This window comes from Leptospira licerasiae serovar Varillal str. VAR 010, assembly GCF_000244755.1.
Classification (GTDB): Bacteria; Spirochaetota; Leptospiria; order Leptospirales; family Leptospiraceae; genus Leptospira_B; species Leptospira_B licerasiae.
On sequence record NZ_AHOO02000007.1, the window covers coordinates 43,335 to 61,442 of the forward strand.

At 39.1% G+C, this 18,108-nt stretch carries 14 protein-coding genes; 13 read left to right on the plus strand and 1 reads right to left on the minus strand.

The features are described 5' to 3' along the window. Positions 1-2: 2 nt before the first annotated feature. Positions 3-1,199: a baseplate J/gp47 family protein gene (locus tag LEP1GSC185_RS10090; protein WP_008591852.1), complete on the minus strand. Its 1,197-nt coding sequence runs from the start codon at positions 1,197-1,199 to the stop codon at positions 3-5. A 70-nt stretch (positions 1,200-1,269) separates the two neighbouring features. Between LEP1GSC185_RS10090 and LEP1GSC185_RS10095 the strand changes: the two genes are divergently transcribed. The 13 genes from LEP1GSC185_RS10095 to LEP1GSC185_RS10160 all read left to right on the plus strand — a co-directional run bounded on the left by LEP1GSC185_RS10095 (position 1,270) and on the right by LEP1GSC185_RS10160 (position 18,093). Further along, positions 1,270-3,186, plus strand: coding sequence for a hypothetical protein (locus LEP1GSC185_RS10095; RefSeq protein WP_008591885.1), 1,917 nt, complete (start codon positions 1,270-1,272; stop codon positions 3,184-3,186). Next, complete coding sequence (locus LEP1GSC185_RS10100; protein ID WP_008591823.1) at positions 3,183-3,887, plus strand: baseplate assembly protein; 705 nt, start codon at positions 3,183-3,185, stop codon at positions 3,885-3,887. The genes LEP1GSC185_RS10095 and LEP1GSC185_RS10100 overlap by 4 nt, the downstream gene beginning before the upstream one ends. 250 nt (positions 3,888-4,137) lie before the next feature. Continuing rightward, on the plus strand, positions 4,138-5,442 hold the full coding sequence (locus LEP1GSC185_RS10105) for a hypothetical protein (protein WP_232298444.1): 1,305 nt from the start codon (positions 4,138-4,140) through the stop codon (positions 5,440-5,442). Positions 5,443-5,522: 80 nt separating this feature from the next. Beyond that, positions 5,523-9,707 (plus strand): methyltransferase, encoded by a 4,185-nt coding sequence (locus LEP1GSC185_RS10110; protein ID WP_008591825.1) that lies wholly within the window; start codon positions 5,523-5,525, stop codon positions 9,705-9,707. Between the two features lie 58 nt (positions 9,708-9,765). Continuing rightward, positions 9,766-10,155: a hypothetical protein gene (locus LEP1GSC185_RS10115; protein ID WP_008596685.1), complete on the plus strand. Its 390-nt coding sequence runs from the start codon at positions 9,766-9,768 to the stop codon at positions 10,153-10,155. 53 nt (positions 10,156-10,208) lie between these two features. Further along, a complete protein-coding gene (locus LEP1GSC185_RS10120; protein ID WP_008591890.1) occupies positions 10,209-11,117 on the plus strand; it encodes a hypothetical protein in 909 nt (302 codons plus the stop codon). 1 nt (position 11,118) lies between these two features. After that, a complete protein-coding gene (locus LEP1GSC185_RS10125; protein ID WP_008591871.1) occupies positions 11,119-11,913 on the plus strand; it encodes a hypothetical protein in 795 nt (264 codons plus the stop codon). Beyond that, positions 11,913-13,364, plus strand: coding sequence for a hypothetical protein (locus tag LEP1GSC185_RS10130; RefSeq protein ID WP_008591855.1), 1,452 nt, complete (start codon positions 11,913-11,915; stop codon positions 13,362-13,364). The genes LEP1GSC185_RS10125 and LEP1GSC185_RS10130 overlap by 1 nt, the downstream gene beginning before the upstream one ends. A gap of 34 nt (positions 13,365-13,398) precedes the next feature. After that, positions 13,399-14,136 carry a hypothetical protein gene (locus LEP1GSC185_RS10135; RefSeq protein WP_008591864.1) on the plus strand — a complete coding sequence of 246 codons (738 nt, stop codon included), beginning with the start codon at positions 13,399-13,401 and terminating at the stop codon, positions 14,134-14,136. A gap of 35 nt (positions 14,137-14,171) precedes the next feature. After that, positions 14,172-14,948 carry a hypothetical protein gene (locus tag LEP1GSC185_RS10140; protein WP_008591909.1) on the plus strand — a complete coding sequence of 259 codons (777 nt, stop codon included), beginning with the start codon at positions 14,172-14,174 and terminating at the stop codon, positions 14,946-14,948. Positions 14,949-15,161: 213 nt separating this feature from the next. Continuing rightward, positions 15,162-16,967, plus strand: a complete 1,806-nt coding sequence (locus LEP1GSC185_RS10150) for a hypothetical protein (protein ID WP_008591870.1) — start codon at positions 15,162-15,164, stop codon at positions 16,965-16,967. A 42-nt stretch (positions 16,968-17,009) separates the two neighbouring features. Next, entirely contained in the window at positions 17,010-17,438 is a 429-nt protein-coding gene (locus LEP1GSC185_RS10155; protein WP_008591883.1) for a hypothetical protein, read from the plus strand. A gap of 10 nt (positions 17,439-17,448) precedes the next feature. Then, positions 17,449-18,093: a hypothetical protein gene (locus LEP1GSC185_RS10160; protein ID WP_008591850.1), complete on the plus strand. Its 645-nt coding sequence runs from the start codon at positions 17,449-17,451 to the stop codon at positions 18,091-18,093. Positions 18,094-18,108 lie beyond the last annotated feature (15 nt).

Here is an 18,108-nt window from a genome sequence, read left to right on the forward strand (position 1 = left end):
TATTAAGTCGGCTCTGTTCTTACTATGGTCCCGTTAACTTGACCACCGGAAGTTCCACCCGTTCTAGGAAGGTATGTATCTGGCACGGAAATATCGATTGGACTTGGAAGAGGGGAGGGGATCGGATCATTCGCAAGTTTTCCAAAGAAACTTTGAATGTTTACTCTATAGAAATCAGGATGGGATTTTAGAATTGTTGCTATGACTTGCTCTAAGAGAACATCAAATCCAACCGGTAAAGTATTTAGATAAAGAATTAAAGCATTTGTAGCTGTGTTTAAAGCATCGGTATTTGTTAGTTGTGAATCGTTAAGGATCTCTAATTCAAATTCTACAGTAATTCCAAGCACTGGAACAGGAGCCACATAAACATAGGTGCCAGCCGCTGCGTATCCTGGAAAGTTTTCTGGATCATCTAAGTCCCCTTCGATTGTCTTCCGAACTAAATTGAGTAACTCTGGCGGTGGATTTGAAGTACCGTCCGAAACATAAATATTAATCCAACCAATTTCGAAATTTCCGGATAATGGATTTACGTTCGTGGATAATTGAACTCCGGCAACTCCGGGGATTGAAGAAGCTGCGTTATAGATTCCAAGCGGAGTAGATCGTCCCAAGGAAACAATGAAGTCACGGAACCTTCTAAGCCTTGACTCTTCGGTTTCGAAATTAGTTCCACCTCCGAAGTCCGCTGTATTCCAAAGACGAACATTAGAGGGGAGTGGAATGCTTAAAGAACCGAGGCCCTCCGCTGTATCAATTGAAAGTCTACGGATATTGTAATCGGTTCCGGGCTTTGTCGCTCTGAGCTCTACTTCTACGTAGGGTTGATTTACTTGAAGATTTACAGGTGCTACCGACTCAAATCCGAGACCGAAAAGATCCAAAGAGAAAATAGGGATAGATAAAGGTTCTACTATTCCATTGTTCTCTATCCGAACAAAGCCAGAGGAAAGATTCCCAGGAAGACGACTGAAACCAAAAGCGTTGTAGACTCCTTCCCTGATTGAGTAACGAAATCCATTTAAAGTACGAATATCCCCTTCGGATAAAATAGTCGCGATTGCTCGGATGATCGTAGAGATTCGAGAGTTAGGATTAAAATTAGTAAGTCGCGATCCTTGTGCTACGAGGTAGTTAATTAATGCAGTGTTATATTCTAAAAATGTCTTTGGAATATACGGAGCTGGGGAACCCATCCCTTAGAATAAAAGGGATCCGCAACTATCGGGAAAAACCGATATGAAATAGAATCCTTAAAATCGATGAATGGTTTCGCTTGGAGGAATAACGGATTTTGCGTCTGGATCTTTTAATTCAGTAACTAGCAACGCCTTCTCTGGACCTCTAGGTTCCACATACGTTCCTAAGAATTCTTTTTCACTTGCTTTCTATAACAAAAAAGCCAACGGAGATTACGATCACACATCGAAAGGAGAACCGGAGTATTATTTCGTAAATGGACCTCTCCAATATTCTGAGAATTATAAATATCGAAGATCCATAGAACAAACTTTCGGGGCGACGGTTGTTATCGATTACGGACCTGGAAACCATGAAATTCGATTAGAAGGAGAATTTCATATTTACCATTTGGGTCTTCCAAGTAAGCCGAACTCAGACATACCAGGCTCTAGCGGACAGGGGATGTTTCAAACTGCGGTAAATGCTGGTAAGACATTTCTAACTAACAAATTTACAAGTTACTATGATAAGATTCGTTCTCAGTATTTAGCACTAGGTGGCGGAAATTTTCGTTCCGGACTACAAGAGTTTCAAGACTTTCTTTTTTTCTTACACTACTCGCAATATAACGGGAAGTACGAATCGAATGATATTCAGGCAAAGCAAATCGCAGGAAAACTTTCTGGTACTATAAATTGGAAGAAGATCGCAATCGTATTTCGTGACTATGATCGAAAGCGTACGGTCGAGGTTGTAGTACCAGGAAGTGGATTTACAATTTCCCGTTCTGTAAGCGATACGAATACTTATAAATATTCTTTAACACTCACAGTAGTCCGCGAATTAGATTTCGAGAATATCAAATCGGAATTAGTTCGTTCAAATTTTAACCCTTCCAGAACAATATCTGGTTTAATGAATGAGTTGGAAAACTTGGTCAATACTCCATTGATTTTAACCGGGACCTTACTCGGAGCTGCAAAATTTATAAGGGCTTTTGGATCATCTACGGCTCGACTAAGAACCTCCTGGGACAGGATGAGGGACCAATTCGATCAGAATGGAAAATTGGCTAGAGTAACTTTCCAAGAAGGAATCACGGATCTGGGCTTTCGTGGAAAAAAAAGAGGATTTAATGACGAAGATATTTCCTCGGCTATAGACGGAGCATATAGTCTATCCCGATCAAGGGAAGCGGAGTTTCGGCAAAACCTTACAAAAGCAAATACAGAAGCCTTAGCATTGAATTCAGCTATAGGATCCATGACAATTCCCATACCGGATAATTCTTCATTTGAATTGGAATCTTTGAAGCCAAAGGCCGACTTTTTTAATTGGATAGATAACGATCTATATTCTTTCGTAATTACTGCTTTAGAAATTCTCACGGAAATGCAAGCCGCGATAAATTATGCGAGTATAGATAACACATTTTCTATAAAGCAAATTCAAACCGGAGAAACTTACAATTCTATAGCACAAGAAGCTTTAGGGAATGAAACCCTTGGAGAAGCGTTAGCAAGATATAACGGAGATTCAGATGTAAAAAAAATAGAGAGAAAAGTTATTAAAATTCCATTCGGTTATTCAACGAATGTCGTTTCTCTATTATCGGAGAATCCTAGCGCGAGAGATCTAGAAATTGCGATACTTGGGACCGATATAAAGCTTTCGGAAAATCGCGCGATTGATATTTCCCCAACCGGCGACCTTGGAATTATTGAAGGGGAAGAGACTTTAATTAATAATACTCTAGATATAATTGATATTCCCCAAGGTTCCATCCCAGGATTACCAGAGATAGGAAATCCGATTCCTATCGGAGAAATACCAACCGAAGAACAAATTCAGGATTCTATACAAAAACTTATATCTCAAATCTCTAAGGACCCAGGTGTAAAAAGTGTTCGGTTTTTGAATATGGAACAAGTAGGAGATAAGATCTTATTTGTCTTTCGATTTGAGTCCGTCACTGGTGGAAGTTTCGTTTTATCCGTATGAATTCATTTTCAAACGATGAAGAATACTTGCAGGTGGGTCCTAATTCCATTGATGATATGCAGACTCCTCCGAACCTAGCGGTCGTAACTGCAGTATTGCCGAGATTTAAGGCAAACATTCTTACAACGGATGGAGTTGAATTTCAAAACGTAAGATACTTTGGGCCATATATTTCAGAAAACTCCGCTCATGGTCGCGCATTCGGTTTCAAGAAAAATCAAATAGTACTCGTTGAATTTATCGGAGGTAGTTTTAGAGCTCCCATAATTACGAAGACCTTTCCTTTTGCCGCTCTGGATAAAGATTTGAATAATCTATCAGAGTTTTGGAAGAAGTACTCTTTTATTAATCCAGAAACAGATATAATTGATTTTCACGAATCCGGGTACTTTGTAAGGCAAACAACGAACAAAATCCAGATTTACGACAGAGAACAAAATATCATTTCTGAGATTGATTTTATAGAACAAAAACTAAAGTGGAAAATGCAAAAAATCGAAATCGAATCGGATGTTTCGATAAAAGGTTCTTTAAGCATTGAGGGAGACAGTCAATTCACTGGAAAATTGGATGTTAGTAAGGAGATTACTTCTAATATAGATGTAAAAGCCGGGGGAATCAGTTTGAAAACTCACCCACACCAGTACAATCCAGGTCCCTTGCCGCCCGTTCCAACTGGACCTCCCGAGCCTTCACCTTAACCGATATTCCAATTTCAAATTACTTTTTGAATTAGTGACTTTCAATATTACACCGAAGAAGTTTCTAATTGAGTTAAGACTTCCTGGAAATAATCGCACCATCAATTTTCCAGTAGAGCATATTAAAACAATTCGGTCCCACAGATCTATTTCCGCTGGGTCAGGTGGAATAACTTTTTTAATACCATACCAAGAAGTATATCCGGTCCGTCTTGATTCGGAGGAAATTTCTCCAATTCGATTTGATAAGATGGATTCTGGAAATTTTACGGAACTTTCTTTTCGACAAATCTTTTTACCAAGAACTTTAGTATTCTTATTTATTGATTTAAGCGATAGCGATTCTAAAGAGTCGAATTTTCTTCAATTAAATGTCGGAAAGGTATCAAGAACTGAAAGAAGCTATTCGGGTGATGGAAAAGCTTTTGTAAACGTAACAATAGAACCTGCTGAATCAATCATTTCTAAGGCTCAGTATTTTTTAGACTACCAGAGAAAAGAGGGGGAACCTCAAAAGAGAGCAACAGATACTTTTGTTGGAGTCATCCAAAAGTCAGCGAGTTTCTTTAAAAGTGATTTGAAATCTTTACTCACAAGTATTTGGGATGATTTGATCTATGATTTGTTGACCATACCGAGATTTTCAAATACGGAGTTTGTCACAAAAAGCGGAAGTGATGACGGATTAACCCTTATTCCTCCGGAAAAAACTTATACTTCTAATTTTGCATACGAAGCGCAGATCATTTCTAGCTTTTCTATAGGACATTATATTTCTCTCTGGGACATTCTCCGATCGTATGCAACTCCTCCTTTATATGAACTGTTTTGCGATCCTCTAGAAACAAAAGAAATAGGAGGAAAATTTGGAAATGGGATCCTCTCCGGAGACTTAGGGGGAAATCCCGGTTCGAAATATGCAGTCGGAAAAAGATCATTAAAAATCATATTTCGTCCGTTACCGCTATATATGTTTAATTCGAATGGGGAATGGAGAAATTTATCTGAAGATAATATCGACGCATTTTATGAATTTACACTCGAAGATCTTATAGAATATAAAATCGAAGAACTGGAAGAGGACGTGGTTTGTGGAATTCACGTTGCACTCAATGTTTATCAAAATTTTGGAACAGTATTGTCCGAACCCAAATATAACGAAAAGATCCGTTCTATCTTTGGAACAAAACTTTTACATGTAAAACTTGCGGGTCTGACATTTAAAGAGGAAAACCTAAGGGTTGAAAATAAAGAGAAATACAAATCGGAACTAGCAAAGATTCGGGACAATTTATTTTCTATATTTTGCAATGAAGAACAGTTAAAGATCGGGAAAGGAAGTTTCCGAATGGGATTCTTTCCAATCAGGGTTGGTTTGCCTTTCCGAATAGTTTTTTCTGAAAAAAAACGATATCCGGTGCAAAAGGACGATATAGCCGAATACGGATACATTACCGATGCAATTGACGAGTTTTCTCCGAGCGAAGGGAAGGCTCATTCTACAATTCATTTTAAATGGGCTCCAACTGACTCGAGATCTATTTTTAAAGATTAAAAGATCAAGAAACTAAGCTCATACCTTTTCTTCAAAGGGACCAAAGAACCGATAATGAGCTGTCTATTTAGAATAGAAATGTGGTTACAGCGAGAGAGATCGTTAAATCCTATTTTCTAATTTCGAAAGGAAGAAAAGAACCAATAGCCAAAGAATCCATTCGTTCTGATGGAAGTGTTTGGAGAAAAGTAAAAGATATTAAAGGCGGAAAAAACAATTGGAAACAAATAAAACCACCCTCAAAAAAACAAGACTTAGATAAATTCAAAGAGGATAATAGGAAGGAACGAAAGAGTGTAACATCCTTACAAGATTCAAAGAATTCTGTTCAACAACCGAATGCCACAACGCCAGATAAAACGGGCGAGCCTTTCCGCCTGCAATCAGAGTCTTTAGCTCCGAAAAAAGGGGTTCAAAATGAACCAAACCTATTCGGGATCACACCTCAAAATGAATCTAAGTTCATAAAACAAAACTACTTACCCATATATACTCCGGAGGAAATCAGAACAATTCCGGATCTGGTCACATCAGTAAAGGACGCTCTCTTAAAAGAAGGACTTACAGCAAGGGCAAAGGAATTCGTAGATCTTGCCTATCATGGAAACAATAGAATGCAAGATATTCTAAATCTTGCTTATCGTTACGTTCGAATCTCTTCTGACTCCGTAAATAAAATAAGAAAAATGATCCTAGCAGGATCAGATCAATCTGGGAAAGAAAAGAATCTATTAGGATCAAATGCGCTTTCCGAGGCAATGCTTGGAAATCAGAATGCGGCGGGTCCAAGGGGAGATACAAAAGAAAAAATAAGAAATGCAGTCCAAGGTTCAAAGAAAGTCCTTCTTACAGGAAATAGCTTATCCGAAGTGGTTAGAGAAATTTTAGGGAGTCCACTTTCAGTAAGCGACCGTGAGTATGTCCAAAAACTCTATGATTCTATAGAAAAGCACTTAATCCCAGTATTATCCGAAAGAAAAATCAATGAGACTCTTTCTTCTCTTAGCGTAAAAGATTCGGATATAGTACTAAAACTAATACGGAATTATATTACTGAGAACCTTCTTAAATACAATGAGAAAGAAAAAGCGAATCCAAAAGAAGAGAACCTTTCCGAGATAAAAAGATCCGTCCTTGCAACTAAGTTTCGAAACCTAGCCGATAGCATGGAAAAAACAATACAAGCAAAAGAAAATCCTGCGATCGCAAATATGAATGCTACAAGAAGGAGAGCGGGAATCGCAGCGAGCATGTATGAGGATGCCAAAAGACTCAAAAAAACACAAACGGCACTTCTTGGAATGGCTTCAGCATTAGAATTAAATCAATTACCTTCATATTTAGAAACAGTTAAATCAAAGAAAGATATAGATTCTATATTAGATTATTACCGTTATATTCAAAGTCAGAAAACAAGAGGTGTAGAAAAAGGTAATTCAAAACTTAATGTAAGCTTTTCGAAATTGCGCCATTACGATGTTTATCAAAGGGATGGAGAGCCGAAAGTGCGCTCGAATGGAAGCGTTTATAATGTTTCTCTGGAATGGGCAAAAGATAATAAAATCGTTTCACCAGAAATATTTAAGCAAGCTAAAAAATTCATAATAAAAGACGGAGAAGACCCAAATACATATATTGAGACAAACTCAGCACAAGAAGCGGAAAGAATAAAGAAGATACTTGAAACTACAAAGCTAATCGACGGTTGCCTATATGTAAGACCAGCAACACCTAAAACTAAAAACCGAGTTACTATCGACGGAAAAGAATACGAAGTGTTTTTCAAAGGGAAGACGTATATGGTCTATAGTGAAACTGCACTAAGTCTTCTTCGACTTGGATTTAATTCGGTAGGAGAAGTTGAGAAAGCAGGACAATTCCTAACAGATATAATTAATCAGGGAGGAATTAATCCAGAGAGCGAGAAGAAAGCCAAGATTAAGAATCTCGAAAGAGAATTGATTGGACGAAAAATATCTGGCTTCTTTCCAACTCCAAAATCTTTAGGTGAACATCTTCTAGAGCAGGCAGACATAGAGCCTGGAATGTCGGTATTAGAGCCCTCCGCCGGGAAAGGAGACTTGGCCGATCAGATCCAAGAGAAGACAGGAATAGAGCCGGATACTATTGAAATGAATTCCAGTTTAAGGGAAATTCTCAGTGAGAAAAACCATACGCTCGTTGGATGGGATTTCTTGGAATATAACGATAAAACCTATGATCGAATAATTATGAACCCTCCTTTTGAAAACGGCCAGGACATTGAACATGTAAGACACGCTTATGATCTTTTAAATCCCGGAGGAAGACTCGTTGCTATAGTTTCGGAAGGACCTTTCTATAGATCTGATTCGAAAGCGAGATCCTTTAGAGATTGGATTTCTGAAAACGGAGGATTTTCTGAACAATTACCAGAGAATTCATTTTCTGGTAAGGACTCATTTCGCCAAACTTCTGTCCGAACAAGGCTTGTAGTTTTGGATAAACCCTTAAACCCGAATTCGTTATCTGAGGCAATGATAGGAAACAAAAATGCAGAAGGGAACCACAAAGTTGAGAATGCAAATCCTGAAAATGAAACTATAGCGGAGAAACCAAGAAGTCCAATTTCCGAAGGAGTCCAGGCTGCAAAAGAAGAATTAGAAAAACAAAAAATAAATGAAACCAATCTTTTGAAATCGGCGTTGCCGTTTGGAACTAAGGTAACTTTTAACGAAGAAAACCAAGAAAGTATAATTTTAAATTCAAAACTTATAAATGGTGAGCTTTATTATGAATTAACAAATGGGCAAACGGTATCTTCAGGCTTAGTCAAAATTCCTCCGATTGTAGATCCAAAGGAAATCGATGATAAAATCAGTTCAGCTACTCCAGAAAACCGTTCGCAAATAACAAAGACCATTTTTGGAACAACCAAAACGGAAGAGGAGGCAACCAAGGAAATAGAAAGTGAAAAAATAGTGTTCATGCCTGGTTCTGATATTCAATCCGTTCTAATTGCCCGAGGACTTGAGGAAAGAGTTATTCAGGATTATTCGAAAGCACCTGTAGACAAAATCATATTATTCAATGAGAAAACTATCTTAGAAAGAGAAAGACCACCATATATTCCAAAAGTAAACACCGCGGATTTTAATTATTTCAAATATTCCTTTCCAAAGATCAAAGTAGGGGATGATAAGTTCTTGGTTCTCTTAGCATCTTCAAAGCCAAATTTCCAGAATGGAAGCTATTCAGGAAACTCAGATCCGGAGTACGTTTTAATGAATGGAGACTCGCTTGTAGCGACAGAAAATTACTACCGAACTCTATTAAAAGCACAACTAAAGAAGAAATATGATAATGCAGGAATAAAAAAGAGGGTCGTATTAAAAGAGCTTTCTTCCAATAAGATGACTTCGGAACAGTATAGGATGATTTCTTACCAAATATTCGGAGAAAATTCTTCGAGGTATGATACAGAGAGAAACAAGAAAATCTGGGATAACTATCGTGAACTTCGTGAGACATTAGGATACAAAACGATCGATGTAAAAAGAAGAACAGCAGACCGAATAGATCAATCAACGTATTATAAAGGTCGTGAGACTTCGTACGGTGACTCTGGATTAGTAAAAGATTTATTCGAAGATTTTGGAGTATTAGTCAAAAGGCAAAACGGAGATGATATTACTCCAATAGAAATCAATCAAGTCAGGGAAGCTATTTCAGACGTTTTTTCAATATTCGGGAACCGTTCCGAGATGGCCCGAAAGTTTGGTTTAAAGTTTTCACATTCAGGGCAAGTATTAATGCACGCTATGAATGCTCATGGTTTATTTTTCCCTGCTTTTAAAGCGATTGGTGTCTCTTTCAAAGGTGGTAAAGATCATGGAGCTTTAACGTTATCCCATGAATTCGCTCACTTAATGGATTACTATGTTGGAAAACAAAAAAGTCAATATTTTGCCTCGGAGAAACTTGGGAGTATAGAGAATCAAATTGCTTCTATTTTCCGGAAAGGAATGCGAGCTAGAAAGACTTCCGAATATTATTCTCGCACTTGTGAGTGTTTCGCTAGGGCATTTGAAATGTATTATTACGAAAATAAGTACAAAGATGAGGAATTTGACGAAAAAGAAAATCCTAGCTGGGAATATTACCGAGCGAACGTTCGTCCTCTCGTTGAACAGTTCTTCGATGTGAATAACGATTATTTAAAATCTGAAATCTTTGATATAGTGTTTAGCCGGAAAAGGGAAAGAAAAATTAAAAACGTTGCTTAAGAAGACTCCCCGATTCTAAATTTTCCTTATAATTCAATAAATCTAAATGTAAGTAACTATGCCTTCTTTTCTTGGTCCATTTACTGACGATGAGATAATCTCGGAATTAGATGTGAAAAATGTTCAATTTATAGAAACTGAAATTGATTTTTCTACACCTAGCGGAGCCTATAATTTAGGGGAAGTCTTAGCTATTGGTGCAAACATTTTATATGTTTTCTTGCAGGTAAAATCTGTATTTGACGGTTTACCTAGCGTAACTATAGGGGATACGACAAATTCCACAAAATACATGGATGAAAATTCCTCAGATCTTTTTGAGGAAGGGAATTATATTGGACTAGTGTTAGACAAGTTCCAATTGATTTCCCAATGTCGAATATATTGGAACCCTGGTGATTCAACTAAAGGAAATCTAAGAGTCTGTGCTCTAATCACAGAACCCTAAACAAAATTCTAAAATAATCCAGAACGATTTAGCTTTTCATCATACAACGAGGGATGAGTGAAAAGCTTTTCCTTCATCCATTTCATATTCTAAAAGCGACTCCGGAAGAACGGACCGGAGCGATCCGAATTCTAATTCGTGCTTCATCCGAGAAAGAGGATCGTCAAGGCGAGATTATTCTTAAATCAGCCTATGACGACCCAAGTATGCGCGCTCAGTTCAAAGCGCAAGGGTATCTAGATTATAATCATTTAACGGATCTTATAGACAAGGAGATTCGAGAGAAAAAACCAAACGCCGTCGAACTTGTTGAACTCCAAAAAGCAAAATCAGCGGCTATCATCGGATCCCCGGAAGAAATCGGGACTAAGAGTGATTTTCCTTCCTCACTTGGAATCAAGGAAGAAGGGTTATACATAGTCGGGCGCTTGTTTCCTGGAAACTCCTTTGTAGAAGAAATTCGAAAAGGGTTACAAGCGGGCTTTAACGGATGGGGAGCTTCCGTATCCGGTTTCGCTAGCCCAAACGACGTTGATAAAAACCGGATCAAGCGAATTCAACTTCGAAAGTGTGCAATCGCTCCTTTACAAGAAGTTATAAACCCTGACACATCTGTGCAACTGCTAAAAGGGGCAGTGATGCTACGGGATTTGCATAAATCCGTATTAGAAAACTCGAATTTAGAATATGAAAACGAACGAGAGAAGGAGGTAGAAGATTCCAGAATTTCTGAGTTAGAAAGAAAAATCGTAGGGTTATCAAGACTAATCTACTCGGTACCTTCGATACAAGACCAAACCCTAAACCAAATATTAACCGATGTCGAAAGTTTAACTGAGACTGGAAGTATGGATCTTCGTACTTCCGCAATAAGAAATTATCTTAGAGATACATACGGCTTTGATAACAGCGATCTAGAAAGCCTTTCGGACGCGATCTTCCTAAACCTTAACGGAGGATAATGTGTTCAAGGACGCGATAGAAAGACTGAAAAGCAGAAATTCAAAACGAATTTCAGATAAAAATAAAACCATTTCCAAAAGCGAACCCCAAGGTGGTTCTCCCGATTTACCTGCGTTGGCAGGTGAGGTAACGGAGTTATTGGATTCCGGAACTGTTTCTCCGGAGACAGAAAAAGTAAAAGATTGGGCTGTCTCAAAAGGAATCTCCGAAGTCGATGCTCAGGATTTTGCAGAAGAGGTCATCAGTGCCTATTTTGAAACTCCTTCCGAAGATCAAAAGTCCGATACGAGTGTTACTAAATCCGAATTAGGAACGGAAGACGAAGATAAAGATAAGGAGAAGAAGGAAAAGAAAAATCCAGAAGAGGAAGACGAAGAAAAAGAGAAAGAAATTGAAAAAGCAGGATTTCAATTTCTGCAAAAAATCGAAAACCTCGTTCTCGCATTAAAGTCCGACATTTCTGTTCTTGCAGAAAGTCTAGAATTTGTGATGGACCAGGTTGATAAACAATCCAGTCTTTCTCGCGAGATTCAAAGATTAAAAAGCCAACTAGGCGACATCGCAAATAAGCCTGCTAGTTCAAAAACTCCAGTAACACAAGCAAATCCGATCCAAGTTGCAAAGACTGAAGGTTTAATTCCGTTCAACGAACGAGAAAAATACGGGAAATTAATCCTTAAAGGAATCGAAGCTGGAACTTGCCAAATTGAGGACATTAACTTTTTCGAAACTACGGGTCGTCTTTCCGAAAGGGCCTTAGCTTTTGCTAATGAAGCAAACGGGGTGCAAAAGTAATGAACGGCCCCCATACTTTAGATCAACTATTAGAAATTAAAAAAGCCTTTGAGGCGAACACAGCACAGAACGGAGCGTCACCTTTTATCGATTATGGATCGAGCGGTGCCACTCTGTCCATGCAATCTCTGGACAAGACTTTCGTTGCGATCGTATCCACTGACAGAGATTTTAAATTCTTAAAACAAACTCCAAAACGGCAAATTAACCAGGTTCTTGCGGAGTACAATAAGAATCGGTCACACGGTGGAGGTTGGTATAACACATCCTATATAGGCCAATCGGATGAGCCTGAGTTTAGAGACGCAGAAATCCAAAGGTTGTATGACGAGGTAAACTACGTCGCCGAAGGATTCGCATTTAACAAAGTTGTAGATACAGTAACAAACGTACAAGATCCAGAAATCATCCAATCGAACGCCGCTTTAAGACGCGGAATGGAAAACATGATGCGTTCGTATTGGTTTGGAAATAAATCCATAAACAAATACAACCAAGATGGTTTCGTTACTAAGATCTCAAATCTTGGATCGGAATTTGTAACTGATGCAAGAGGCCAACTCCCAAGTGCAGATGAAATCAAAGAGTTCACATCGAAAATCAGAACCAGGTACTTCGGCCTTGCAAACCAAATGTGGATGCACAACACCACAAAAGCGTTGTATGACCAGATCTATGATTTCGCAGGTCAGGCCAAAGTATTACAAAACAATAATCATGGTCCAAACTCAGTAGGATTAGGAAATATCGTTCCTCATATCTGGGATTCTAACGCTGCGAATAATATGGTAACGCTAGAGGACGATATCTGGATGGATCGTCACGATTGGGAAGTCCCAAAACGATTAGATTCCAATGGAAATTTAGTAGAAGGTCCAACATCCGACACAGATTCACCGGAAACTCCTGTAATTGCATTAGCCGCGATTCCATCGGTAACAGGATCTAAGTTCGACGTAAGTTATTCAGGAGCATATAAATACAGAGCATGTGCAGGTAATTTACGTCACTGGTCTGCTGCTTGCGTAGTAGATACTGAGACTGTAAACACAGGCGGCGGAGTAGAAATCACTCTTACACCGGGTAATTCCGGTCCACCTACTACTCGGTTTGCGATATTCAGAGAAACGACTCCGGCGAGCGGAATCATCCGCTACATGGTAGAAGTTGTCCGAAACAATTCAGGTCCTACCACCATCTACCAGGATTTGAATTTCGATCTTCCAGGAACTACTATTATGATCCTGGGGGATTTCAATGCACAATCTGGTACTGATGAGAATAGAACATTCATTCTTTCGGAACTCTTAGGATTTACAAAATCACTATTTCCTTATGGAGCAGGCGGAAGGTTAAGGTTACGCCAAGGACTAGTTGAGCACTATGGAGTAATGCAAATCTTAGCTCCAGAAAAGTTCCGAGTCTTTAAAAACGTTCCAGTAAAACGTTAAGAAGGAAGCCGGGGTTTAAAATCCCGGCTTTTTTATGAATTACGAAACTCTTTACGACCAAGGTAAGTTTCCAAGAACAAAAACAATCCTTGGACAAATTGCTAAACTTGCTCAAAAGTCTTGGACTCAGAATACTCTATCTGTGCGCCCTGCGTGGTGGGGTAGGCAAGCTATTTCGAATTCCACTGGTGGTGGTGGAGGGATACTCATTCGGAAAATTCCGGGAGGTTATCAAGTATATCATCCAAACAAAGGAAAATACAATTACATGAAAGTAATTGAGAAGGGAAGGTCCCGCTATAACATGAAGGAGGCTTTGTTAAGTGGGAAAAGAGCAAGGATGGGGAAAAGAGGTCCTTACGTTGTAATTCCCTTAAGTAAAAATGAGGACGGATCACCAGTTGGTCCGATGAAAAACGAAATCAATTCGGTTATTACAAAGACAGGTAGCTATAAAGAAGAAAACGCTAGGGGGCAATTAGTTCCTAGGAATAGATACAAATATCGAAAGGACCCTGGAATGACTGGCAGAGGAAATGTATTTGCCGTTGAGCAAAAATACAAGAACGGGAAGGTCCAAAGATCCTTTATGAAATTCGTTACGGTTACAGAAAGGTCTAGAGGATTTAACTATCCTCAAATACCAGCACAGCGGATCCAGGAGGGAGTTAAAAAGGATGTGGATAAAGCTTTACGTTCAAAAACTTTAAAGAAGGCAGTCGCTTCCGACATGAAAGGTTTAATCGTAGAGCTATTAAGTAAGAAAAAGTAACCGATAACAAAGATCTAAAACTACCTTAGACCAAAATGGATTATGATCTTCGGGAAGAGGAAGATAGAAAAAGAGATGGTAGGGATAAAGGTGCTATTTTAGTCACTTATGCGGTTCCGCCAGAAGACGCAGTTGTAGAATATCTTTCTTTAACTCTTCCACTTACCGGCCTTTCAGATCGTAAAATCGATGCACCAATTATCCACGGCCATCCACTATTCACAGAAGGAATTTCTCAATCAGGTACAAACTCTCAATTTCCAAAGATAGGTGTAGAGTGGGTAAGAGATATTCCAACTCAATCCCTAGGTTTGAACGAAAAACATTTCAAAAACTCAGAAGAGTTTGTTCAATATCTAAATGAAATCGTAAAAAGATCGGACTCAAAAAGAGCAGCACCTAAGTCATTAATAGATAAATTCGCTCAGGAGAAATATTTTCAGGAATTTTCCCACCATGTGGAATCAGAAATTGCGATTGTAGGATTTGCTTCCGGTCATGCAGGAAGGAAAACATCGCAATGGTTGTTTGAGACTGTCCATTCTATTCTTCTTTTAATGGAAAATGATCTTCCTATTCTTTATCCAGGTTGCCGAGTTTTACTTCCGGATTCCGCTGAACCAAATCTTAATACACAAGATTTTCCAGAGCCCCTTTGGGGATTTGAAATCACTGTAAGAATTCTCCAAGTCCGTTCGATTTTCAGAACGAAACCATCCTACCTATTTCCCGATATAAAAGGCTACGAAATACATTTGAAGGGAAGTAAGTCCAGATTCGAAGGAGGCTTCGGACTGGCGGATTACCCTTAATGGAAAAAGAGAACTCGCTATTAGATAAGAACAAAATTATATCGGATGATCGAAAGAATCTTTCGAATACAGGAAAGAAGAAGAGTAGTCCAGAGGAATTTCTATTTCAGAAAGAAAAATCACTTGGGAAGCCCATTACTCCAAGGTTCCGAGAATTATTTTACCGTAAGTTCAAAGAACTAAAAGATCCAGAGCTTGCTTGGAGTTCCATTTATGGGAACTAGAGATGTCGAGTTTTTAGGTCGAGGATATGTTCGTCCGGGAGCTCGAGGTGCATTTCGCACGGCTTCCCCTCCAAGTGGAAGCTCTCCAGATTTCAATACTTTAATTCTTATCGGCCAATCAGATAACGGATACGATGCAAACGACTCAAATCTTGAATATTCGAAAAGGGTTATGGAATTCGGAAGTACTGAAGAATCCAGATCTCTTCTTTCAAGTGGCGACATAGCGGATGCGATAGAAAACGCTTTCTCTCCATCCAGGGATTCTCGGTTCTCATCAGGACCAATCCTTATAAAAGCAATTTGTGTAAATCCGAACGTGGCCGCCGAAGCCGAGGTAGAAGCCACAGGATATAAAGTCAAAGCAGTCATACCAGGACCTAAAGGAAATCAAATCCGATTCAGAATTTCAGGTGGTGGTACAATTATACAAATCGGAGATGCAAATAATATTCAAACATCGACTGCATTAGAGTCCCGAGAATTAGAAATAGAATACTCCGGAGATGCTGCAAGTGCAGGTTTGCTTTTCGATGGAACAAACTTTTCTGTTACATTGCCCACTGGAACAGGTGCTTCTACGGACGGATCTACAAGTTTCTCTGCAAATATAAAAGATTACACGACCCTTTTTGCTTTGTCAGAGTATATAAATTCAAAATTAGGATTTACATGTAGAATTCTCTCTCAGCCGGACAGAAAGACAAATACCTTAGATCATATTATAGCTTCCGATTCTTTAGAGATTAAAGGAAGTCCGAAAGTCCTCCATTCGCTTTTAACCCAACAAGAACGATATTTCAGAGGTCAAGGACTGGCTGAAATTGTCGCAGGTCCTATAAGAAAGCCCCTTGCGGATATGGTAAGTTTTAAATATTTATCAGGTGGCGCAACTGGAGTCCCAAGTGTTACGAACTGGCTTGATGCTATCGATTTGGTTTTTGATACTGAAGTTGCAAAAGGTTTTTATATTAATGTTTGCACAGATTTGGAAGTAGTTCGTCTTTATTTAGCGGATAAACTTGCAAGGTCAAATTCTCCGGAGGGATCGGATGAGAGGTTTGGAGGGGCAGGTTTAGATACTACAAAGACAGTAGATGAAAGAATAGATGATATCAAAAATACAAATTCTGAATTCTTAACGTTAGGGTTTTCTCCTGTGATGACCCGGATGGCTGATCGGATTACAGATAAAACCTATTCCGGGTGGATGATTGCAGTAATTCATAATGCAATCAAAGCTGCTGCAAATATTCGAGAGACTCCTACAAACAAAGATCTTAATATTAAAGATTCACCCGAGAAACTAACAAAGCCCCAAATAGGCAAGGTAATCCGCGCCGGTGGTTTAATTGTGACTCGAAAAGCGAACAACGGACCGTTCCGGATTGAGTTTGCTCTTACTTCATACCAAGCAGAGAATCTAATTCTAAACCAAACCTCTACAGTTTGCACTGCTCTTGCGATTGTAAAAGATTTAAGGGAATGGTTAGATTCGACCTTAGTTGGAGAAGTTCCTACAGATCCATCCGCAATAGGATCAAATCTAACGGACGCTGATATTAGAACTGCACTGGTGCAGAGATTTAGATATGTATATATTGCTTCGAGAGGATGGCTTACCAGAAACATTTATAACAGTGCTCCCGCGTTCGATGAAAACTTCACAATTCGAGCAGATGGGGATGTAAGATATTTTATTTTCCCAGACGGAACGATTGTTAGTCCGCTGAATTTCTTATTCTTCTTACTTGGCCTAGATGTAGTTCGAGGAACAAGCACAAGTTCCCAATAAGTTAAATTTAACGATACTTGATCTTTCTCCAGAAAATGGGGAATGGCAAGTCAGAGACCAAATCCGGATATTCTAACCGGGAACGATGCGATTGTAAAACTAAATGGGATCGCTGTCGGCTTTATGAAAAGCCTTTCAGTGACCATAAACAACCATGTAGAGCGTATCCAAGCAATCGGATACAGAAAGCCCCGAGGTCTAAAGTCCCTTGATTGGCAAGGTTCCGCATCCGCTGAATTTCATATTCTTCGAAGCGCACAAGAAGGCGTTGCGTATATCAACTCAAACGACGATGCCCGAGCAGATGACCTATATGATATTTTAATAATAGATAAATCTACGGGTCGAAGAGTTGGGCTCCTTACCGGTGCAGTCCAAACCGACGGGTTCAATTTAAGTAACAACGAATTTTCTGGGCGAAATGTAGAGTTTGAACTTCTAGATTTCGAACCTCTTGAAGCGTACAACTAAGAGGTGATGAATGAATATTTTATCACCCAACCGTAAGATAATTCTTAAGGCAAGCTTAGAAGGAAAGTCTCTAACTTTTGACGCTGAACTCGCAGTACCGAGGGTACGAATCGATATTGATTTGGCAGTAGGCCGAAGACTTGGTGGGGTTTCGTTAGAATCAATTCCGTCAACTACTCTCGGATATATCTATGCAATTCAAACCTTAGATCAAGTAGTTAAAAGTTTACCTGAAGATTTTCCGGAAATTCGAACGTTTGAAGAAATTGACGATCAGAATTTCGTAATCGAACTTTTTAACGACTACGACAAACAAGACCGTGCCTTTCAGGCCGAATTAAAAAAAAATAACAACCCTAACCGCACTCGAGGATCCCGAGACAATTCTAGATCTCTTTCTACTGAAAGAATTCGGGATAATTCCGGAAGGGATGAACAAGGGGAATCTATTTTTCTCCCAGAAGAAGTTTCTACTAGAAGCGACAGCGAAAGTAGACTTCCAGAGATACAAAAGAAAGATCAATCTGATTCTCACAAAAAAGCAAATTCAAGCGATGCAAGCGAGCGAGTTCCTATCGGATATAAGCCCTTCGATGGCACATATCCTGGAAGAACACGGAGGGTATTCCGAAGAAATGCTACAGAAGGAGGGTGAGTTAAAACGAAAAGA